The sequence below is a fragment of the Rhizobium sp. 10N427 genome (assembly GCF_056394605.1).
On record NZ_JBFTID010000002.1, the window covers coordinates 81,638 to 96,042 of the forward strand.

The following is a 14,405-nucleotide window of genomic DNA, read 5'->3' on the forward strand; positions in this document are numbered from 1 at the left end:
CACACAGGCAATGCGCCGATCCTAGACCCTTACCGTTTCAGGCGCTTTGACATTCTCCATCATGATCAGCGCCCCGATCACCCGCCCGCCATTGTCGCGCAGGGGCGACATGCGGCAGCGCATCAGTTTCGCGCCCTCGCCGCTGGTGCGTTCATAGTTGTATTCCACCCGCTCCCCCGCAAAGCAGGCGTCGAAATGTGCCTTGGTTTTCTCGAAGCGCTCGGCGCCGATGAACTCGGCGACGTGCCGGCCAATCATGTCGATCGGCTTGCGGCCGAGATAAGTGCAGTTCGTCGGGTTGGAATAGAGATAGCGATAGTCGCGCGTCAGCACGGCAACGCGATCCGGCAGTGTCTCGAGAATAGCCGAATTCAGGAAATTGCCGTTGTCCATGTTCGGGACATAGCCATCCGGCTTCGGCAACCGTTCCGCCGGTGCCGGAATCCGGCGCGGCTTGCCGGAATTGCCAAAATAGCGATCCAGCAGATTTGAAAGCGTCGCCGCATAGCCCATCACGCTCGCGCAATCATCGGCATTCTGCTCCAGCAAACAGACGACGAATTGCAGCTGCATGTGAATTTCGACGATATTCGACGCCTGATACGTAACAATAGCGCCGATCAGCGCCTCGAACTCGCTATCAAGAGTTGAAACTTGATGATCGTCGCCCGCGCGGATCGCCGCATCGATTTGTGAGCAACGTGAAGAAAATGCCTGCAGAAGTTCCAGCAATATGCCCCCCAATCCCCTGACACATAGGGGAAACCAGCATATGTCAGTTTTCACGGCAGGTTTCGTCGATTCCCGATCTTCCCCAACCGGCTACTCGCCTTGGTGGCAACCACTAACATGAACGCCGTTCACATTCAATGTGAACGGCGGTCATATTTTCACATACGAAATTTAGGGGTATAAGCTCTAGTTGAGCACGCTTTCCTTGATTTTCCACCGGTCGTGGTACCAGAGCCACTGCTCCGGATATTCCCGGACCCAGCTTTCGACCTTGTCGTTCAGCATCTGCGCCATTGCCGTCAGATCGAGATTGCCGGCTGAGTCGCGGGGGATTTCCAGCTGCGGCTCGATCTCCAGCCGATAGCGATTTCCCGGCAGGCGAATGCAGCGCGCCGGGTAGACCTCGCATCCGAACTGGCGCACGAGCTTGGGAACGAGGGGATTGGTCGTCGTATCGATGCCAAAGAAGCGCGTCCTAAGCCCCTTCTTGAACTTTTGATCGACGAGAACACCGACGCCCTGCCCGGCTTCGAGCTGCCGCGCCAGCGTGAAGGACGAACCGGCATGCGATGGCACGAGCTTACCCATGCGCGCACTGCGGAAATCGAAGACCTTCTGCGCCACATAGGGATTGTTCGGCGGACGGAAGAGAACCGTCACATTGAGGCCAAAGGCGGCACCAGCCACCGGCAGCAGCTCGAAATTGCCGCTATGCGCGGTAAAGACGATGAACGGCCGCGGATTGTCGCGAAGATCGAGAAACAGCGGGATGCCTGTCACCTCGATCCGGCCGGGCTCAGATCGTTCCGGATCGAAGTCGAAAAGCCTGTCAAGGAAGACATACTCGGCGGCAAGCCGGCCCATGTTGCCCCAGCTGCCAAGCGCGATCGCCTGGATCTCGTCTTCGCTCTTTTCGGGAAAGGCGTTGCGCAGATTGACGAGCATCAGCTTGTGGCGCCGCGTCCGCGGGCCGATCTTGCGGGTCAGCCAGTCGGCAAAGCGGATCGCTCCATCAGCCGGAAAGATCTTCAGGAAGTTCAGGAAGCCGAACATCAGCTGGGCGATCAGCCACTGGCGAAAATGTTCTAGCTTAAGAACGATCCGGGTGATGAACAGCTTCACAAGGTCAGTCCATCTTCAGGATGATCTTGCCGAAGATCTGACGCGATTCCATACGCTCCAGCGCCCGGTCGATATCGTCGAAGCCGACTTCGGTATCGATGACGGGATGAACGAGGCCGCGGCCCATCTTCTGCATGGCGTCCGCCATGTTTTCCATGCGGCAGCCGAAGGAGCCGAGCAGCTTCAGCTGCTGCTGGAAGAGCATCATCAGGTTCATCTCGGTCGAAACGCCCGAGGTCGAGCCACAGGTGACAAGACGGCCGCCGCGCTTCAGGCAGAACATCGAGGCGGCGAAGGTGTCCTTGCCGACATGTTCGAAGACCACGTCGACGCCCTTCTTCTTGGTGAGCTTACGCACCACGCCTTCGAAACGGTCGGTGCGGTAATTGATGACGTAATCGGCACCCAGCGCCTTGGCCTTCTCGATCTTGTCGTCGGAACCGACGGTCGTGATGACGGTACAGCCGATCTTCTTGGCAAGCTGGATCGCCGCCGTGCCGATGCCGGAGCCGCCGGCATGGATCAGGATCGTTTCGCCGGGCTCGAGCTTGGCGTTGTCGAACAGCATATGCTCAACGGTCCCGAAGGTCACCGGTGCCAGCGCCGCGCCGATCGCATCGACGCCTGGAGGCGCCGGAACGAGAAGGCGGGCCGGAAGATTGACCTTCTCCTGCGCAAAGCCATCGAGATGGAAGCCATGAACGCCGGAGACGTGTTCGCAGAGATTGTCGCGGCCTTCGCGGCAGGGACGGCAGAGGCCGCAGGTACGCGCGCCATAGATCGACACGAGCTGGCCAGGCAGCACGTTGGCAACGCCCGGGCCGATCGCCTCGACGACGCCGGAGGCCTCCGCGCCGATGACCAGCGGCATCTTCCGCTTGGCAAATGCCATGCCGCGCCAGCCCCAGACGTCGATATGATTGAGCGCCACCGCCTTGACGCGCAGCGTCACTTCACCGGCAGAAGGGGCTTCCGGCTCCGGCAGGTCGGTGATCTCAAGCTTGCGGTCATCGACCAGTTGCAAAGCGCGCATAGCAAAACCTCTCGCCTTTCAGGCGTTCTTATCTCTGAATTTTGTCGGCAACCGCTTAAGCCGGTTCAAGCGCCATGACAAGGCTTGCGTTCTGTCCGCCGAAGCCGAAGGAGTTCGACAGCACGGCCGAAACCTGCTGATCACGCTTCTTGTTCGGCACGACATCGAGAACGATGGCCGGATCCGGATTGTTGTAGTTGATCGTCGGCGGCAGCGTGCCCGACAGCATCGTCTGGAACGAGAACACCGCTTCGACGGCACCGGCAGCCGTCAGCGTATGGCCGATCATCGACTTGTTTGACGATAGCGGAATGGACGCCATGCGCTCGCCGAAGACGGCGAGCATCGAGCCATATTCCATCTTGTCATTCTCCGGCGTCGAGGTGCCATGGGCGTTGATATAGCCGATGCCACCTTCATCCAGGCCAGCATCTGCCAGCGCCGCACGGATCGTTGCGATCGCCGGGCCGCCGTCGGGTGACGAACGGGTACGATGGAAGCTGTCGGCCTTCTCGCCGGCACCCTTCATGATGCCGAGGATCTTCGCGCCGCGGGCGATCGCCGATTCCAGCGATTCCAGCACCAGCGTTGCAGCGCCTTCGGCGATGACGAAGCCGTCGCGATCCTTGCTGAACGGCTTGGAGGCCTTGGTCGGCGGATCGTTCTGGGTGGAAAGAGCAGACAGAAGCGAAAAGCGGATCAGCGCCTCTGCGCTCAGCGAACCATCAGTCGCAACGGCAAGCGCCCGGTCCGTGCGGCCCTGACGGATCGCCTCGATGCCAAGCTGAATGGCGGTGGCGCCGGAAGCACAGGCCGTCGACAGCGTCACCGGCAGACCGCGCGTCCCGAAGCGGTCGGAGAGGCGTTCCGAGATCGCACCGAACAGTGCGGCCTCATGGAAGGCCGCATCCGGGCGCTGACGCATCGCCGTCAGAAACCGGTCATAGGCGTCGCCCGGATGATCGGAAGGCGGCGAACGGTCGGCGAGTTCGAAACGGGCACTCCATTCCGGCTCGATCGGTGGCGCTGCCAGAAACAGCGGACCATTGAAATCACCCGAGATATCGGCGTCGGCAAGCGCTTCGATCGTCGTCTCGCGGGCAAACGCGTAGGAGCGCTCGACGGCGTTCGGCACGGGAATGTCGATGAAATCGACGGTACCGGCGATCCGCGTCGACAGGCCATCGGTCGGAAAACGGGTGATGTCGTGGATACCCGACGTACCCGATGTCAGCGCTGCCCAGTTATCCTTGAGACCCTGGCCGAGCGAGGTGATGATGCCCATGCCGGTCACGGCGACGATCGGGCGGCCGAGATGATCCTTGTAAGCCTTGTCTGTCATTTGATCACTCCTCACGCTTCCGCGGAAAGAACGGCGACGCCCTCGCCGCGCTGGTGGCCGACTGTGGTGACGACGGCGGCATCGGCCGCAGCAATCATTGCTTTTTCATGAGCCGGATCGAAGGCCGGAACCTTGGCTTTAGCATCGACGGCAAGGGCTGCGAAGGCGAGACCCAGCGTGAACTGCGCTTCGAGCGCATGACCCGAAATGCCACCGAAACCGCGGATGGCGGCACCCGACAGCGTGTGCTCCAGCACGGCCTTTTCCCGCTCGGCCAGATCATGCATGCCGGTCGAACCGGAAAAGATTGCCGTGCTCTGGGGTGCCAGCTTCGCAGCGGGTTCGAGCAAGCGCTCGAGGCGCTTTTCGAAATTCCCGGCATTGCGGTTGCCGCGGTCGCCTTCGATGGACGTGATCGTCGCATAGACATGCGCGCCGCGGGCTTCCGCGTGCTGGCGCGATTCCAGAACGAGAAACGCGCCGGCCGAACCGGTAATCATCCCGCCGCCGTCCTTGTCCTTGCGCGACCAGAGCGGAGCCCAGTCGCCGCGCGTATGCGCGCCGATCGCCTCGGTGAGCAGGATCATGTCCTGGCGTTCGGCAGCGAAAGCGCCGCCGACGAGCGCATGCGAGGATTCACCCGACTTGATGCGGTAGAAGGCAGTCTCGACGGCCGAGATACCGGCCGCCTCTTCGCCCATGAAGGTGCGCGAGGAACCGGTGACCTTGTGAACGATGGAGATATTGCCGGCGAGCAGATTGGAAAGCTGCGCCAGAAAAAGCGTCGGGCGAAGCTCGGTCGTCAGCTTCTCGTTCAGCAGCAATTCCCGGTCGTTGCGCTTCAGGCCCTCGTCGACGATCAGCGTATCGACATTGATGTCGCGCTCGCCGCCACCGGCCGCAACGATCATGTCCATCGTGCCGCAGGCTTCGGCATCATCCTTGAAGCCTGCATCGTCGAGCGCCAGACCGGCGGCAAAGACGCCGATGCGCTGCCAGTTTTCCATCTGTCGCTGATCGCCACGCTTGGCGATCTGCTGCGACCAGTCGATCTCGGGCAGCGGATGCACCGGATATGGCTTGAACTTGTCGGTCTCGACGATCGCCTTCGGCGCCTCGCCTGCCGTCAGCAGCGCCAGATGCGCATCCTTGCCGACGCCCTGACAGGTGACGATGCCGATGCCGGAGATAACGACGTCATTCGCAGACTTGCCCATCATTTCACTCCCTGCGCCGCGATCGCGTCCATCAGGCCGACCTCGCTTGCGCGCTTCTTGACGATATCGCCGAGCGGAACTTCGCTGAACGGCATGGTGCGCAGCTTCAGCTGCGCGTCGCAGACCTTCTTGCCGCCACTGGTGATCTTGGCCTTGGTAACCGCGAAGCCCRAACCGTCATGTTCGAGAAAGGCTTCGATGTCGAGCACGGCTTCGGGCTCGACGAAGGTGCGCATCTTGGCGCCATCGACCGACATCAGGAACGGCATGGCGGCGAAATCGGTCGCGGCGAGCACCAGCATGCCGGAGGCCTGCGCCATGGTTTCGATCAGAAGCACGCCCGGAACGAGCGGCATGCCTGGAAAATGCCCCTCGAAGACGGGGCTCTTCGCGGGTACTACGGAACGCGCCTTGAGCACGCCCTTTTCAAGGTCGACCGTCTCGATGCGGTCGATCATCTGGAAATATTCCAGTAGCATCGGATCCTCCGGCCCGGCAGATCAGAAGCGCCGGTTACGCCTAGTTAGGAACAAAACCGCCCGGCCGCTACGGTTTGCAGAGGCAGGGCGGATAAAAAAGATGGCGGTGTCGCTTAAGCCTTGGCGGCGCGCAGCTCGTCGATCTTTGCACAGAGGTTCTTGAGCACGAAGTATTCTTCGGTCGTTACCTTGCCTTCGTTGACTTCCTGCGTCCACTTCTCGAGCGGGATCTTGATGCCGAATTCCTTGTCGATCGCAAAGACGATATCGAGGAAGTCGAGGCTGTCGATACCGAGGTCGTCGATCGTATGGCTTTCCGGCGTGATCGTTTCGCGATCGATTTCGCTGGTTTCAGCAATGATGTCGGCAACTTTATCGAATGTAGCGGTCACGCGCTTACCTCTTTGAATAACGGATTTATCCCCCTCATAGGCAAATCCATTTCAAAAGCCAATGCTTTCGAGCGCGCTGCCCTCAAAATTGGGTGGGAACTGTTGCCGAAACAGCAATGCGCAAAAGGCCCGGAAATATGATCTCCGGGCCGTATATGCGATTGGAAAGCCGGTCAGCGGGTGATGACGACCCGGGTATTGGCAAGCCCCACCTGCTTTGCCATCGAGAAGAATTGCGCGGCATTGTTGGGATGAAGACGCACGCAGCCATGCGATGCAGGCATTCCGAGCCGCTTGAGGTCATATGTGGCGTGAACCGCATATCCGCCGTTGAAGAACACGGCGTAGGGCATCGGCGCATTGTCATATTTGCGCGAGCGGTGATTGAGCGACAGCCACTTGGCGCTCCACGAGCCCGTCGGCGTCACATAGCCGCGCCGTGCAGTCGATACCTTCCAGCGGTATTTGACGAAACCGTTCTCCGTCACCGTCATCGTCTGCGCGTCGAGACTGACCCGGGCGACGAGATTGGCCGCGCTGGCGGCAACCGGAGAAAACTGCAGCAACAGACAAGCGGCAGCCGCCGCCAGAAACGTCTTCATGACTATCCCTCTTCACCGGAACGTTTGTCCGGCATCACGAAGAGCAGTCTACGAATAGACTGATTATTTTGCTTTAAAGCGCTTGGTAATCAGAAAGATAACGGAAGGCGGAAAGATCTTTACTTTGTCTATTGCCAGCAATGCTGTCAAAGCAGGAAAAGGAACGCCACGAAGACGGAAATCGAGAGAATCATGCAGGCGCCGTTGAAGACGAGAACGCCGTCTTCGACATCCTTGACTGTCGCTGTGTCGCGTCCGGCGCCGTTGATCATCGGTTCGCTGACGACGATACCGGAATAAACGCGCGGACCGGCCAGCTGAACGTCGAGCGCGCCCGCCATTGCTGCCTCCGGACGGCCGGAATTCGGCGAACGGTGCAACCCGCCGTCACGGATCGCCACCTGAACCGCCTCGCGGCAGGCGCGCGCGCCACGGCGCAGCCAGGCGCCCGCAGCGATGAGCAGGATCGAGAGCCTTGCCGCCGGCCAGTTGGCGATATCGTCAAGACGGGCCGACGCCCAGCCGAAGTCGATATAGCGATCCGACTTGTGGCCGATCATCGAGTCGGCCGTATTGAGCATCTTGTAGATGAGGAGGCCCGGGAGACCGAGCACCGCATACCAGAGTGCCGGTGCGACCACGCCATCGGAAAAGTTTTCCGCCAGGCTCTCGATCGCCGCGCGACAGATGCCGGGCTCGTCGAGAGTTTCGGGATCACGGCCGACGATGCGCGAGACCGCTCTGCGCCCACCGGCAATTCCTTCCGCCCGAAGCGCGTCCGCGACATCGGAAACGTGATCCGCCAGGCTCTTCTGCGCCATGAAGATGGCAACGCAGACGACTTCGAGGACGATGCCGATCATCCCGAACAGCTCGAAGAACCAGTGCAGGAGCAGCCCGGCAACGGCGCTGCCGAACAGCAGGGCGGCAATCGACGCCGTTCCGTTCAGACGCCGCTCGGGCCGGGTCAGCGTCTCGCTGTTATAGGTGCGGTCGAAATAGGAGATCGCCTTGCCGAACAAGACGACCGGATGCGGAACGCGCGACCAGAGCCAATCGGGGTCGCCGGCGATCCGGTCGAGAAGCAGGGCCAGCAGAAGAACCAGAAGATGTTCGTCGATCGTCATGCGTCAAAACTCTCAAGCGCGGCTGCAAGTCTTTGGTCAGCCAGACTGTCCGGCCCAAGTCCGAAGCGCAGCCAACTGGGCGCGTAGTCGAACCTGCGGACCAGAATGTGATGCCGGCAGAGATGCGTATAGAGGGCTGCCGCACGTTTGTCTTCGACCAGCATGAACAAGGCTGCGTTACCGGCAATCGTCAGACCGGCACCCTGAAGAACGGCGTTCAGCGCCGCACTGCGCTCGGCGATCCCGGCAGCAATAGGCGCCGGATCGGCGCGCAGCAGCGATGCGGCCAACGAGAGCGCCGGGCCGGAAACCGCCCAGGGACCAAGCCAATCCTCGAAGCAGGCCCGAATATCGTCGCGCGCGATCACGAAGCCGAGGCGCAGGCCCGCCAGCCCGAAGAATTTTCCGAAGGAACGGAAGATGATGAGGTTCGAAAGCCCGTCCGCCAGCGGCACCAGGCTCGCTTCAGGATCAGCATCGCCGAAGGCCTCATCAACCACAAGATACCCGCCCCTCGCCTTCAGCACATCATGAACGGCAATCAGCCGGTCACGATCATGCAGCCTGGCGTCCGGATTGTTCGGATTGACGGCGACGACCAGTCGATGCCCCTCGCCGATCCCACCAAGCCCGGCGATCTGGTCGACCCGGCACCCGGCATTAGCGAAGGCTTTCTCGTATTCGCCGTAGGTCGGCGAAACGATCGCCACGCGGCTCTCGCGCTCGAGCAGCCGTGGCAGGAGCTGGATGACGGATTGGGTGCCAGGAACCGGCAGTGGAGAAAGCAGTCCGCTGCGATAATAGTCCCGCGCCGCTTCCACGGCCGATTGCACCAGATGCCTGTCAGGCAGCCGATGCCAGACAGCAGGCGGGATCACCGGAAGCGAAACCGGACAAGGATTGATGCCCGTCGACAGATCCAGCCAGTCCTCCGGCCGCCCGCCGAATTCGGCGGCCGCGGCGGTGATGCCGCCGCCATGCACGATCGGACCGCTCATGCCGGCTCCCCGGCAAGATCGATCATGTGCATATAGGAGCCTGCGACCTGGCCACGGCGAAGCCCGGCCTGGCCAAGATCTGCGCCAAGCGCATCTGTGACATCGAAAAGCCGCTCGCCCTCGCCCTCCGAAACCACATTCGAATAGTGAAACTCATGCCCCGTCATCGGCTGCTCGAAGAAAGCCTCGCCGATGGGACGGACGCGCCGGTAGCCGAGATGGCGGCCGCGCTGCTCGTAGCTCGTCACCAGCGGCAGCAATCCGAGCATCTCGTGGCGGATGCCTTCGGCATCGATCAGCCCTTCACCGAGCGTCATGTAGCCCCCGCATTCGCCATAAATCCGCGTACCCCGCGCGGCCGCATCGGTCATGCCGCTCTTGAAGTTCGAGGCCGCCGCAATGGCACCGGCATTGAGCTCGGGATAGCCGCCCGGCAGATAGATCGCATCGGCATCATCGGCGGGTGCCTCATCGGCGAGCGGCGAGAAGAATGAAATCTCCGCGCCGCGGCGGCGCCAGCCGAGCAGCATGTGTTCGTAGCAAAAGGCAAAGGCGATATCGCGGGCGACGGCGATCTTGCGTCCCAACGGCGGCAGACGTCGAATGTTGGCGGTCGAGGCGACGTTCAGCCCCTGACGGGCGATCCGCAGCAGGAACTCGAAATTGCACTCATCCGAGACGGCTTCGGCCGCATGATCGATAAAGGCTTCCAGACTTGCATGCTCACCTGCCTGCACCAGCCCCAGATGCCGCTCAGGCAATGCCAGCGTCTTGTCGCTGCGAATGACGGCGACCACAGGCATGCGAATGGCATCCAGCGCCTGACGCAACATCATCTCATGCCGCTCGCTGCCGACCTTATTGAGAATGACACCGGCAATGCGGACATCCGCGCGGAAACTCGCAAAACCGCTGACCAGAGGCGCAACCGACTGCGACATGCGCGAGGCATCGACAACCAGGATAACGGAGAGCCCGAGCATGGCCGCCAGATCGGCAGCCGTTCCCTTCCCGTCAGCCGCGCCATCGAACAGCCCCATCATCGCTTCGATGATCAGGGTGCGGTCGCCCTGCCGGTGGATCGCGGCATTGGCCGAAATCAGCTCGCGGCGCATCGCCCAAGGGTCGAAATTGAGGCACGGCGTCCCGCTGGCCGCCGCATGAAAGGCCGGATCGATATAATCAGGGCCCGCCTTGCCGGGCGCCACCGCCACGCCGCGGTTTCTTAAGGCGCGTAAGAGGCCGAGCGTTATCGTTGTTTTGCCCGAACCGGAGGACGGGGCCGCAATGAGAAGGCCGCTCATGCCGTCTCCTTTCCGCCTTGCCTGAACGGATCGGGCTGCAGGCGGCGTCCAGCCAACGCGCCGAGCCAATCGAGCGAAGACCGCAGCCGCACCACTTCACCGACAACCACGATCGCCGGCGGCTCCAGCCCAGAGGCTTCGACCGCTGCGACAGCTTCACCGAGCGTCGTTTCCAGCACCTGCTGGCCGCTGGTGGCTGCATTGCAGACGAAGGCCACCGGCTCGTCGGCGCGGCGCCCGGCCGCGATCAGGGACGCGCTGATCTGCGCGATATGCTTCATCGCCATATACATGACGATCACAGGCGAGCCGCGGCCGATCGCACCCCAGTTGATCGCGTCAGGAACGATGCCCGAAGAATCATGTCCCGTCAGGAATGTGACCGCGTGATTGATATCCCGATGGGTGACCGGGATGCCGGCATAGGCAAGCCCGCCGATCCCAGCGGTAATGCCGGGTACGATGCGGAACGGGACGTCGTGCTCGACCAGCGTCAGCGCCTCTTCGCCGCCGCGTCCGAAGACGAAGGGATCGCCGCCTTTCAGCCGTAGAACCCGCTTGCCCGAACGCGCCAGCTCGACTAGACGCAGCGAGATATCACGCTGCTTGGCCGACGGCTTGCCGCCGCGCTTTCCGGCATATTCGAGGGCGGCATCCGGCCGGGCCAGCTTCAGACATTCCTCGTTGACCAGCGCGTCGTGAACGACGACGTCGGCCTCCGAAAGCCCCTTCGCGGCAAGCAGCGTCAACAGCCCGGGATCACCGGGACCGGCGCCGACGAGCCAGACGGTTCCCGGCTCCAATACCGGCAAATGGGCGAATGCATTCTCGATCATAAGGGTGGTCTATGCCCGCCGCTTGGCGAGGTCAACGGCGGCGAAACGCCGGCAATTACCGATTGCCGTTTCACCGCCGACTCAATTTGAGAGCAACCGGACTCGAAATCTGAGGAAACAGCCGGATCGAATTGATAGGACTCGGCAAAGTCGAACCGGGCGGAAACCGCCCGGTCGTTGGCTGTATCAGGCTCGCAGAAGCGTATCCCGGATCAGATCGACGACCTTTTCCGACTGGATGCCGGTGCAGACGATCTGGCTCGGCAGATTGTCCCAGTCGCCCGGCGGGAAGCGGCGCCCATCCGGCTTGACAATCGTCTGGCCGTCGGCAATGCCGCCGCAGACGACGCGCACCGCGCCCGTCACCGTCGTGAACAGCTCCGGCGCTACGACATAAACCGCGGCGCAGCTGTCATGCACCATCATGCCGTCTTCGACCGCATGCTTGTAGAAATCGATATAGAACTGCGAGAGGTCGTTCAGCAGCTTCACCGCCGCATCGCCCTTATCGGCGGCGGCCTTCAGATAGCTGCGGCTCATCGTCGTGATCGCCGTGACGTCGAGGCCGATGACCGCGACCTTCCACGGCGCCGTCATGACCACATCGGCGGCTTCCGGATCGCCATGGATATTGGCTTCGGCGACCGGCGAGACGTTGCCCGGCACATAGAAATTGCCGCCCATTATAACGACCTGCTTCACCAGCTTGGCGATCTCAGGATCTTCTTTCAGCGCCAGCGCTAGATTGGTCATACGGCCGACGGCAACCAGCGTCACCTCGCCCGGATTGGCCCGCACCGTCTCGATAATGAAGCGATGCGCCGGACGCGGATCGGTGGGAAGATCGATCGTCGCGGGCACGCCGATATTGCCGAGACCGTCATCGCCATGCACGAAGGTCGGCCAGCCGATTTCCTTGCGCGAGGGATCGAACGTAACGTTCGCGCCCTTGGCAACGGGTGCGGCGATGTTCCATTCGCGCTTCAGGAACAATGCGTTGCGGGTCGTCGTCTCGATCGAGGCATTGCCGAAGATCGTGGTGATGCCGATCAGATCGATGTCGGGGTGACGGTGCAGGAAGAGGAGCGCCATCGCATCATCGACGCCGGGGTCCGTGTCATAAATGACCTTGTGCATGAAATATCCTTCTCATTCTCGCCGCAGAAATCCGGGGATCCCCGCGAGGTGGCCGACACCATAGCGCCGCCTATTCTTTCTGCAACAGGACGCGCGCGATGGCGGCCGTGGCATGAGCAGATTTGATCTTCGGCACCAACAACTCCGCCGCTCCTCCCGCAGCAGCCAGCGCCGCCGACTCGGCAACGCCGTGGCAACCGACAAGGGCAAAGACGGCGGCCGAAGGGTTCTTGAGACGCGGCGTCTCCTGCTCCAGGCGCGCGGCAGCAAAGAAGACCGGCGTGATTTGAAATTCCTGCGACAGCGTCAGGATTGCAGGCTCCCCCGAACGGCTGCCGATCGAGGCAATGGCCGCAAGCTCGCCCGGTCCGATCCCGGCAAGCTCCATGGCTCGCTTCGCCAGTGTCCGCACTTCCTCCACCGGCGTTCCCCGCTCGCAGCCAAGGCCAAGCACGTATGATTTCGATCTGTCGGCGGCGAAGGACGGCATTGCATGAACCTGAAAGGGCAGACTGTGTCTCCGCAGCCATTGCAGGCGAGTGCGGGAAATGCAACATGGCGCCGCTTTCTCCCGCCTGCCCACAGAGTCCCGCCGTGTCCGATATTGCCCCTCATCTCCTCGCCCTTCTCTGCCTCGCCGCCTTCTGCGCAGGCTTCGTCGATTCGATCGCCGGTGGCGGCGGGCTGATCACCGTTCCCGCCATGCTGATATCAGGCATTCCGCCGCTGCAGACGCTGGGGACCAACAAGGTGCAGTCGATGTTCGGCGCCGCCTCCGCGACACTCGCCTATTCCCGCAAGGGCCATGTGAACCTTCGCGAACAGCTGCCGATGGCGATGATGGCCGTGATGGGCGGCGCGCTTGGCGCGGCGCTGGCAACCATCGTGCCCGGCGACGTGCTGCGCGCCCTGATGCCGGTTCTGCTGGTCGCGATCGCGCTCTACTTCGCCTTCAAGCCCAATCTCAATGACCTCGACACCCATCGCCGCATCACGCCCTTCGCCTTCGGCATGACCTTCGTGCCGCTGATCGGCTTTTACGATGGCGTCTTCGGCCCCGGCACCGGCTCTTTCTTCATGCTCTCCTTCGTCACCCTTGCCGGTTTCGGCATGCTGAAGGCGACGGCGCATACCAAGCTTCTGAACCTCGGCTCGAATATCGGCGCCCTCATCGTCTTCGCCTCCTTCGGCGCGACGCTCTGGACGATCGGGCTGATGATGGGTGTCTGCCAGTTCCTCGGCGCGCAGGTCGGCTCTCGCCTTGCCATGCGCACCGGCGCCAAGCTCATCAAGCCGCTGCTGGTCGTCGTCTGCATCGCCTTCGCGATCAAGCTGATCGCCGACCCGGCCAATCCGCTGCGCGTCTGGCTGGGCGTCTAGCCCGGCGCCTTACCGAATTTGATCGCATCGATCTTCGTCAGCTTCGTCTTCGCCGAAACACCGGGCGCATTGGCGAAATGCCAGGTGACATATTGCTCCGCATAGGGATCGGTGGACGACATGCCATCGACGGGCAGCACCACATCCATGCCCTTCAGCGCCGCATAAGCAGCCGTATTGAGAACCGCCCCCTCCGAAGCCGTGCCGGTGATGATGACCGTCTTGATATGCCGGTCGGTGAGGATCTTTTCGAGATCGGTATTGATGAACTTGTTGGCGCCTGACTTCACGATCGGATCGCCATCCTTGGGCGCGAGCACCGTTGCGATATCTTCAGGTGCCGCATTCGAGGTGATGCTGTAGACGACTGGCGTCCCGCTATCGCGCGCCTCCTTCATCAGCTTCGCCACATGCGGCAGTTCCGCAATGCAGCGCGGCTTGACCTTGGTGTTGCACGGCCCCTTGTCCGGGTTCTGCGCCCCATTGAAATCGAGCAGCAGCAGCGCCGTCGTCGACGGATCGACGGTCACCTCGCCGAGCTTCGGTGCTGGCGGAGCCTTGATCTTCTTCCACTCGTCGACAACGGTTGCCGCATACGCGGAAGACCAGCCGAGCGCGGATGCCAGAAGCGCCAGTTGTGCCACCCGTGCCGCATATGCCGAAAGCGATGTCATCAGGCCGTCCTCCATCTTCGAAATCGATTG

At 61.9% G+C, this 14,405-nt stretch carries 16 protein-coding genes; 1 reads left to right on the top strand and 15 read right to left on the bottom strand.

What is annotated here, in order from left to right; genetic code table 11:
• Window positions 1–21: 21 nt before the first annotated feature.
• The 14 genes from AC1DIJ_RS04850 to AC1DIJ_RS04915 form a co-directional block, all read right to left on the bottom strand.
• The gene (locus AC1DIJ_RS04850; RefSeq protein ID WP_112387118.1) at window positions 22–732 is read right to left on the bottom strand and encodes a PAS domain-containing protein; all 711 of its coding nucleotides are present in this window, start codon (window positions 730–732) and stop codon (window positions 22–24) included.
• Between the two features lie 186 nt (window positions 733–918).
• Window positions 919–1,854 carry a lipid A biosynthesis lauroyl acyltransferase gene (locus AC1DIJ_RS04855; protein WP_112387117.1) on the bottom strand — a complete coding sequence of 312 codons (936 nt, stop codon included), beginning with the start codon at window positions 1,852–1,854 and terminating at the stop codon, window positions 919–921.
• Window positions 1,855–1,858: 4 nt separating this feature from the next.
• On the bottom strand, window positions 1,859–2,887 hold the full coding sequence (locus AC1DIJ_RS04860) for a zinc-binding dehydrogenase (protein WP_112387116.1): 1,029 nt from the start codon (window positions 2,885–2,887) through the stop codon (window positions 1,859–1,861).
• Between the two features lie 55 nt (window positions 2,888–2,942).
• Complete coding sequence (locus AC1DIJ_RS04865) at window positions 2,943–4,229, bottom strand: beta-ketoacyl-ACP synthase (RefSeq protein ID WP_112387115.1); 1,287 nt, start codon at window positions 4,227–4,229, stop codon at window positions 2,943–2,945.
• A gap of 11 nt (window positions 4,230–4,240) precedes the next feature.
• The gene (locus AC1DIJ_RS04870) at window positions 4,241–5,446 is read right to left on the bottom strand and encodes a beta-ketoacyl-ACP synthase (protein WP_112387114.1); all 1,206 of its coding nucleotides are present in this window, start codon (window positions 5,444–5,446) and stop codon (window positions 4,241–4,243) included.
• Window positions 5,446–5,925, bottom strand: a complete 480-nt coding sequence (locus tag AC1DIJ_RS04875; RefSeq protein ID WP_477831253.1) for a 3-hydroxyacyl-ACP dehydratase FabZ family protein — start codon at window positions 5,923–5,925, stop codon at window positions 5,446–5,448. The genes AC1DIJ_RS04870 and AC1DIJ_RS04875 overlap by 1 nt, the downstream gene beginning before the upstream one ends.
• A 113-nt stretch (window positions 5,926–6,038) precedes the next feature.
• Window positions 6,039–6,317: an acyl carrier protein gene (locus tag AC1DIJ_RS04880; RefSeq protein ID WP_112387112.1), complete on the bottom strand. Its 279-nt coding sequence runs from the start codon at window positions 6,315–6,317 to the stop codon at window positions 6,039–6,041.
• Window positions 6,318–6,490: 173 nt separating this feature from the next.
• Window positions 6,491–6,919, bottom strand: a complete 429-nt coding sequence (locus tag AC1DIJ_RS04885) for a L,D-transpeptidase (RefSeq protein ID WP_112387111.1) — start codon at window positions 6,917–6,919, stop codon at window positions 6,491–6,493.
• 146 nt (window positions 6,920–7,065) lie between these two features.
• Complete coding sequence (cbiB, locus tag AC1DIJ_RS04890; protein WP_112387110.1) at window positions 7,066–8,046, bottom strand: adenosylcobinamide-phosphate synthase CbiB; 981 nt, start codon at window positions 8,044–8,046, stop codon at window positions 7,066–7,068.
• A complete protein-coding gene (gene cobD, locus AC1DIJ_RS04895) occupies window positions 8,043–9,044 on the bottom strand; it encodes a threonine-phosphate decarboxylase CobD (RefSeq protein ID WP_112387109.1) in 1,002 nt (333 codons plus the stop codon). Before cobD ends, cbiB begins: the two co-directional genes overlap by 4 nt.
• Entirely contained in the window at window positions 9,041–10,348 is a 1,308-nt protein-coding gene (locus AC1DIJ_RS04900) for a cobyrinic acid a,c-diamide synthase CobB (RefSeq protein WP_112387108.1), read from the bottom strand. Before AC1DIJ_RS04900 ends, cobD begins: the two co-directional genes overlap by 4 nt.
• Window positions 10,345–11,184: a uroporphyrinogen-III C-methyltransferase gene (gene cobA / locus AC1DIJ_RS04905; RefSeq protein WP_112387107.1), complete on the bottom strand. Its 840-nt coding sequence runs from the start codon at window positions 11,182–11,184 to the stop codon at window positions 10,345–10,347. Before cobA ends, AC1DIJ_RS04900 begins: the two co-directional genes overlap by 4 nt.
• A gap of 186 nt (window positions 11,185–11,370) precedes the next feature.
• A complete protein-coding gene (locus AC1DIJ_RS04910; protein ID WP_112387106.1) occupies window positions 11,371–12,321 on the bottom strand; it encodes a nucleoside hydrolase in 951 nt (316 codons plus the stop codon).
• 70 nt (window positions 12,322–12,391) lie between these two features.
• Window positions 12,392–12,811: a cobalamin biosynthesis protein gene (locus AC1DIJ_RS04915; RefSeq protein WP_112387105.1), complete on the bottom strand. Its 420-nt coding sequence runs from the start codon at window positions 12,809–12,811 to the stop codon at window positions 12,392–12,394.
• 104 nt (window positions 12,812–12,915) lie between these two features.
• On the opposite strand from AC1DIJ_RS04915, the gene AC1DIJ_RS04920 reads away from it, so the two are divergent.
• Window positions 12,916–13,701 (top strand): TSUP family transporter, encoded by a 786-nt coding sequence (locus tag AC1DIJ_RS04920; RefSeq protein WP_112387464.1) that lies wholly within the window; start codon window positions 12,916–12,918, stop codon window positions 13,699–13,701.
• On the opposite strand, the gene AC1DIJ_RS04925 is transcribed toward AC1DIJ_RS04920, so the two are convergent.
• A complete protein-coding gene (locus AC1DIJ_RS04925) occupies window positions 13,698–14,375 on the bottom strand; it encodes a cysteine hydrolase family protein (RefSeq protein WP_477831254.1) in 678 nt (225 codons plus the stop codon). The genes AC1DIJ_RS04920 and AC1DIJ_RS04925 overlap by 4 nt on opposite strands.
• Window positions 14,376–14,405: the final 30 nt, after the last annotated feature.

Bases quoted from the DNA above. Each gene is read 5' to 3' on its own strand.
- AC1DIJ_RS04900 (WP_112387108.1), bottom strand. From the start codon at position 10,348: ATGAGCGGCCTTCTCATTGCGGCCCCGTCCTCCGGTTCGGGCAAAACA.
- AC1DIJ_RS04910 (WP_112387106.1), bottom strand. From the start codon at position 12,321: ATGCACAAGGTCATTTATGACACGGACCCCGGCGTCGATGATGCGATG.
- AC1DIJ_RS04860 (WP_112387116.1), bottom strand. From the start codon at position 2,887: ATGCGCGCTTTGCAACTGGTCGATGACCGCAAGCTTGAGATCACCGAC.
- cobD (WP_112387109.1), bottom strand. From the start codon at position 9,044: ATGAGCGGTCCGATCGTGCATGGCGGCGGCATCACCGCCGCGGCCGCC.
- AC1DIJ_RS04915 (WP_112387105.1), bottom strand. From the start codon at position 12,811: ATGCCGTCCTTCGCCGCCGACAGATCGAAATCATACGTGCTTGGCCTT.
- cbiB (WP_112387110.1), bottom strand. From the start codon at position 8,046: ATGACGATCGACGAACATCTTCTGGTTCTTCTGCTGGCCCTGCTTCTC.
- cobA (WP_112387107.1), bottom strand. From the start codon at position 11,184: ATGATCGAGAATGCATTCGCCCATTTGCCGGTATTGGAGCCGGGAACC.
- AC1DIJ_RS04870 (WP_112387114.1), bottom strand. From the start codon at position 5,446: ATGGGCAAGTCTGCGAATGACGTCGTTATCTCCGGCATCGGCATCGTC.
- AC1DIJ_RS04885 (WP_112387111.1), bottom strand. From the start codon at position 6,919: ATGAAGACGTTTCTGGCGGCGGCTGCCGCTTGTCTGTTGCTGCAGTTT.
- AC1DIJ_RS04925 (WP_477831254.1), bottom strand. From the start codon at position 14,375: ATGACATCGCTTTCGGCATATGCGGCACGGGTGGCACAACTGGCGCTT.
- AC1DIJ_RS04865 (WP_112387115.1), bottom strand. From the start codon at position 4,229: ATGACAGACAAGGCTTACAAGGATCATCTCGGCCGCCCGATCGTCGCC.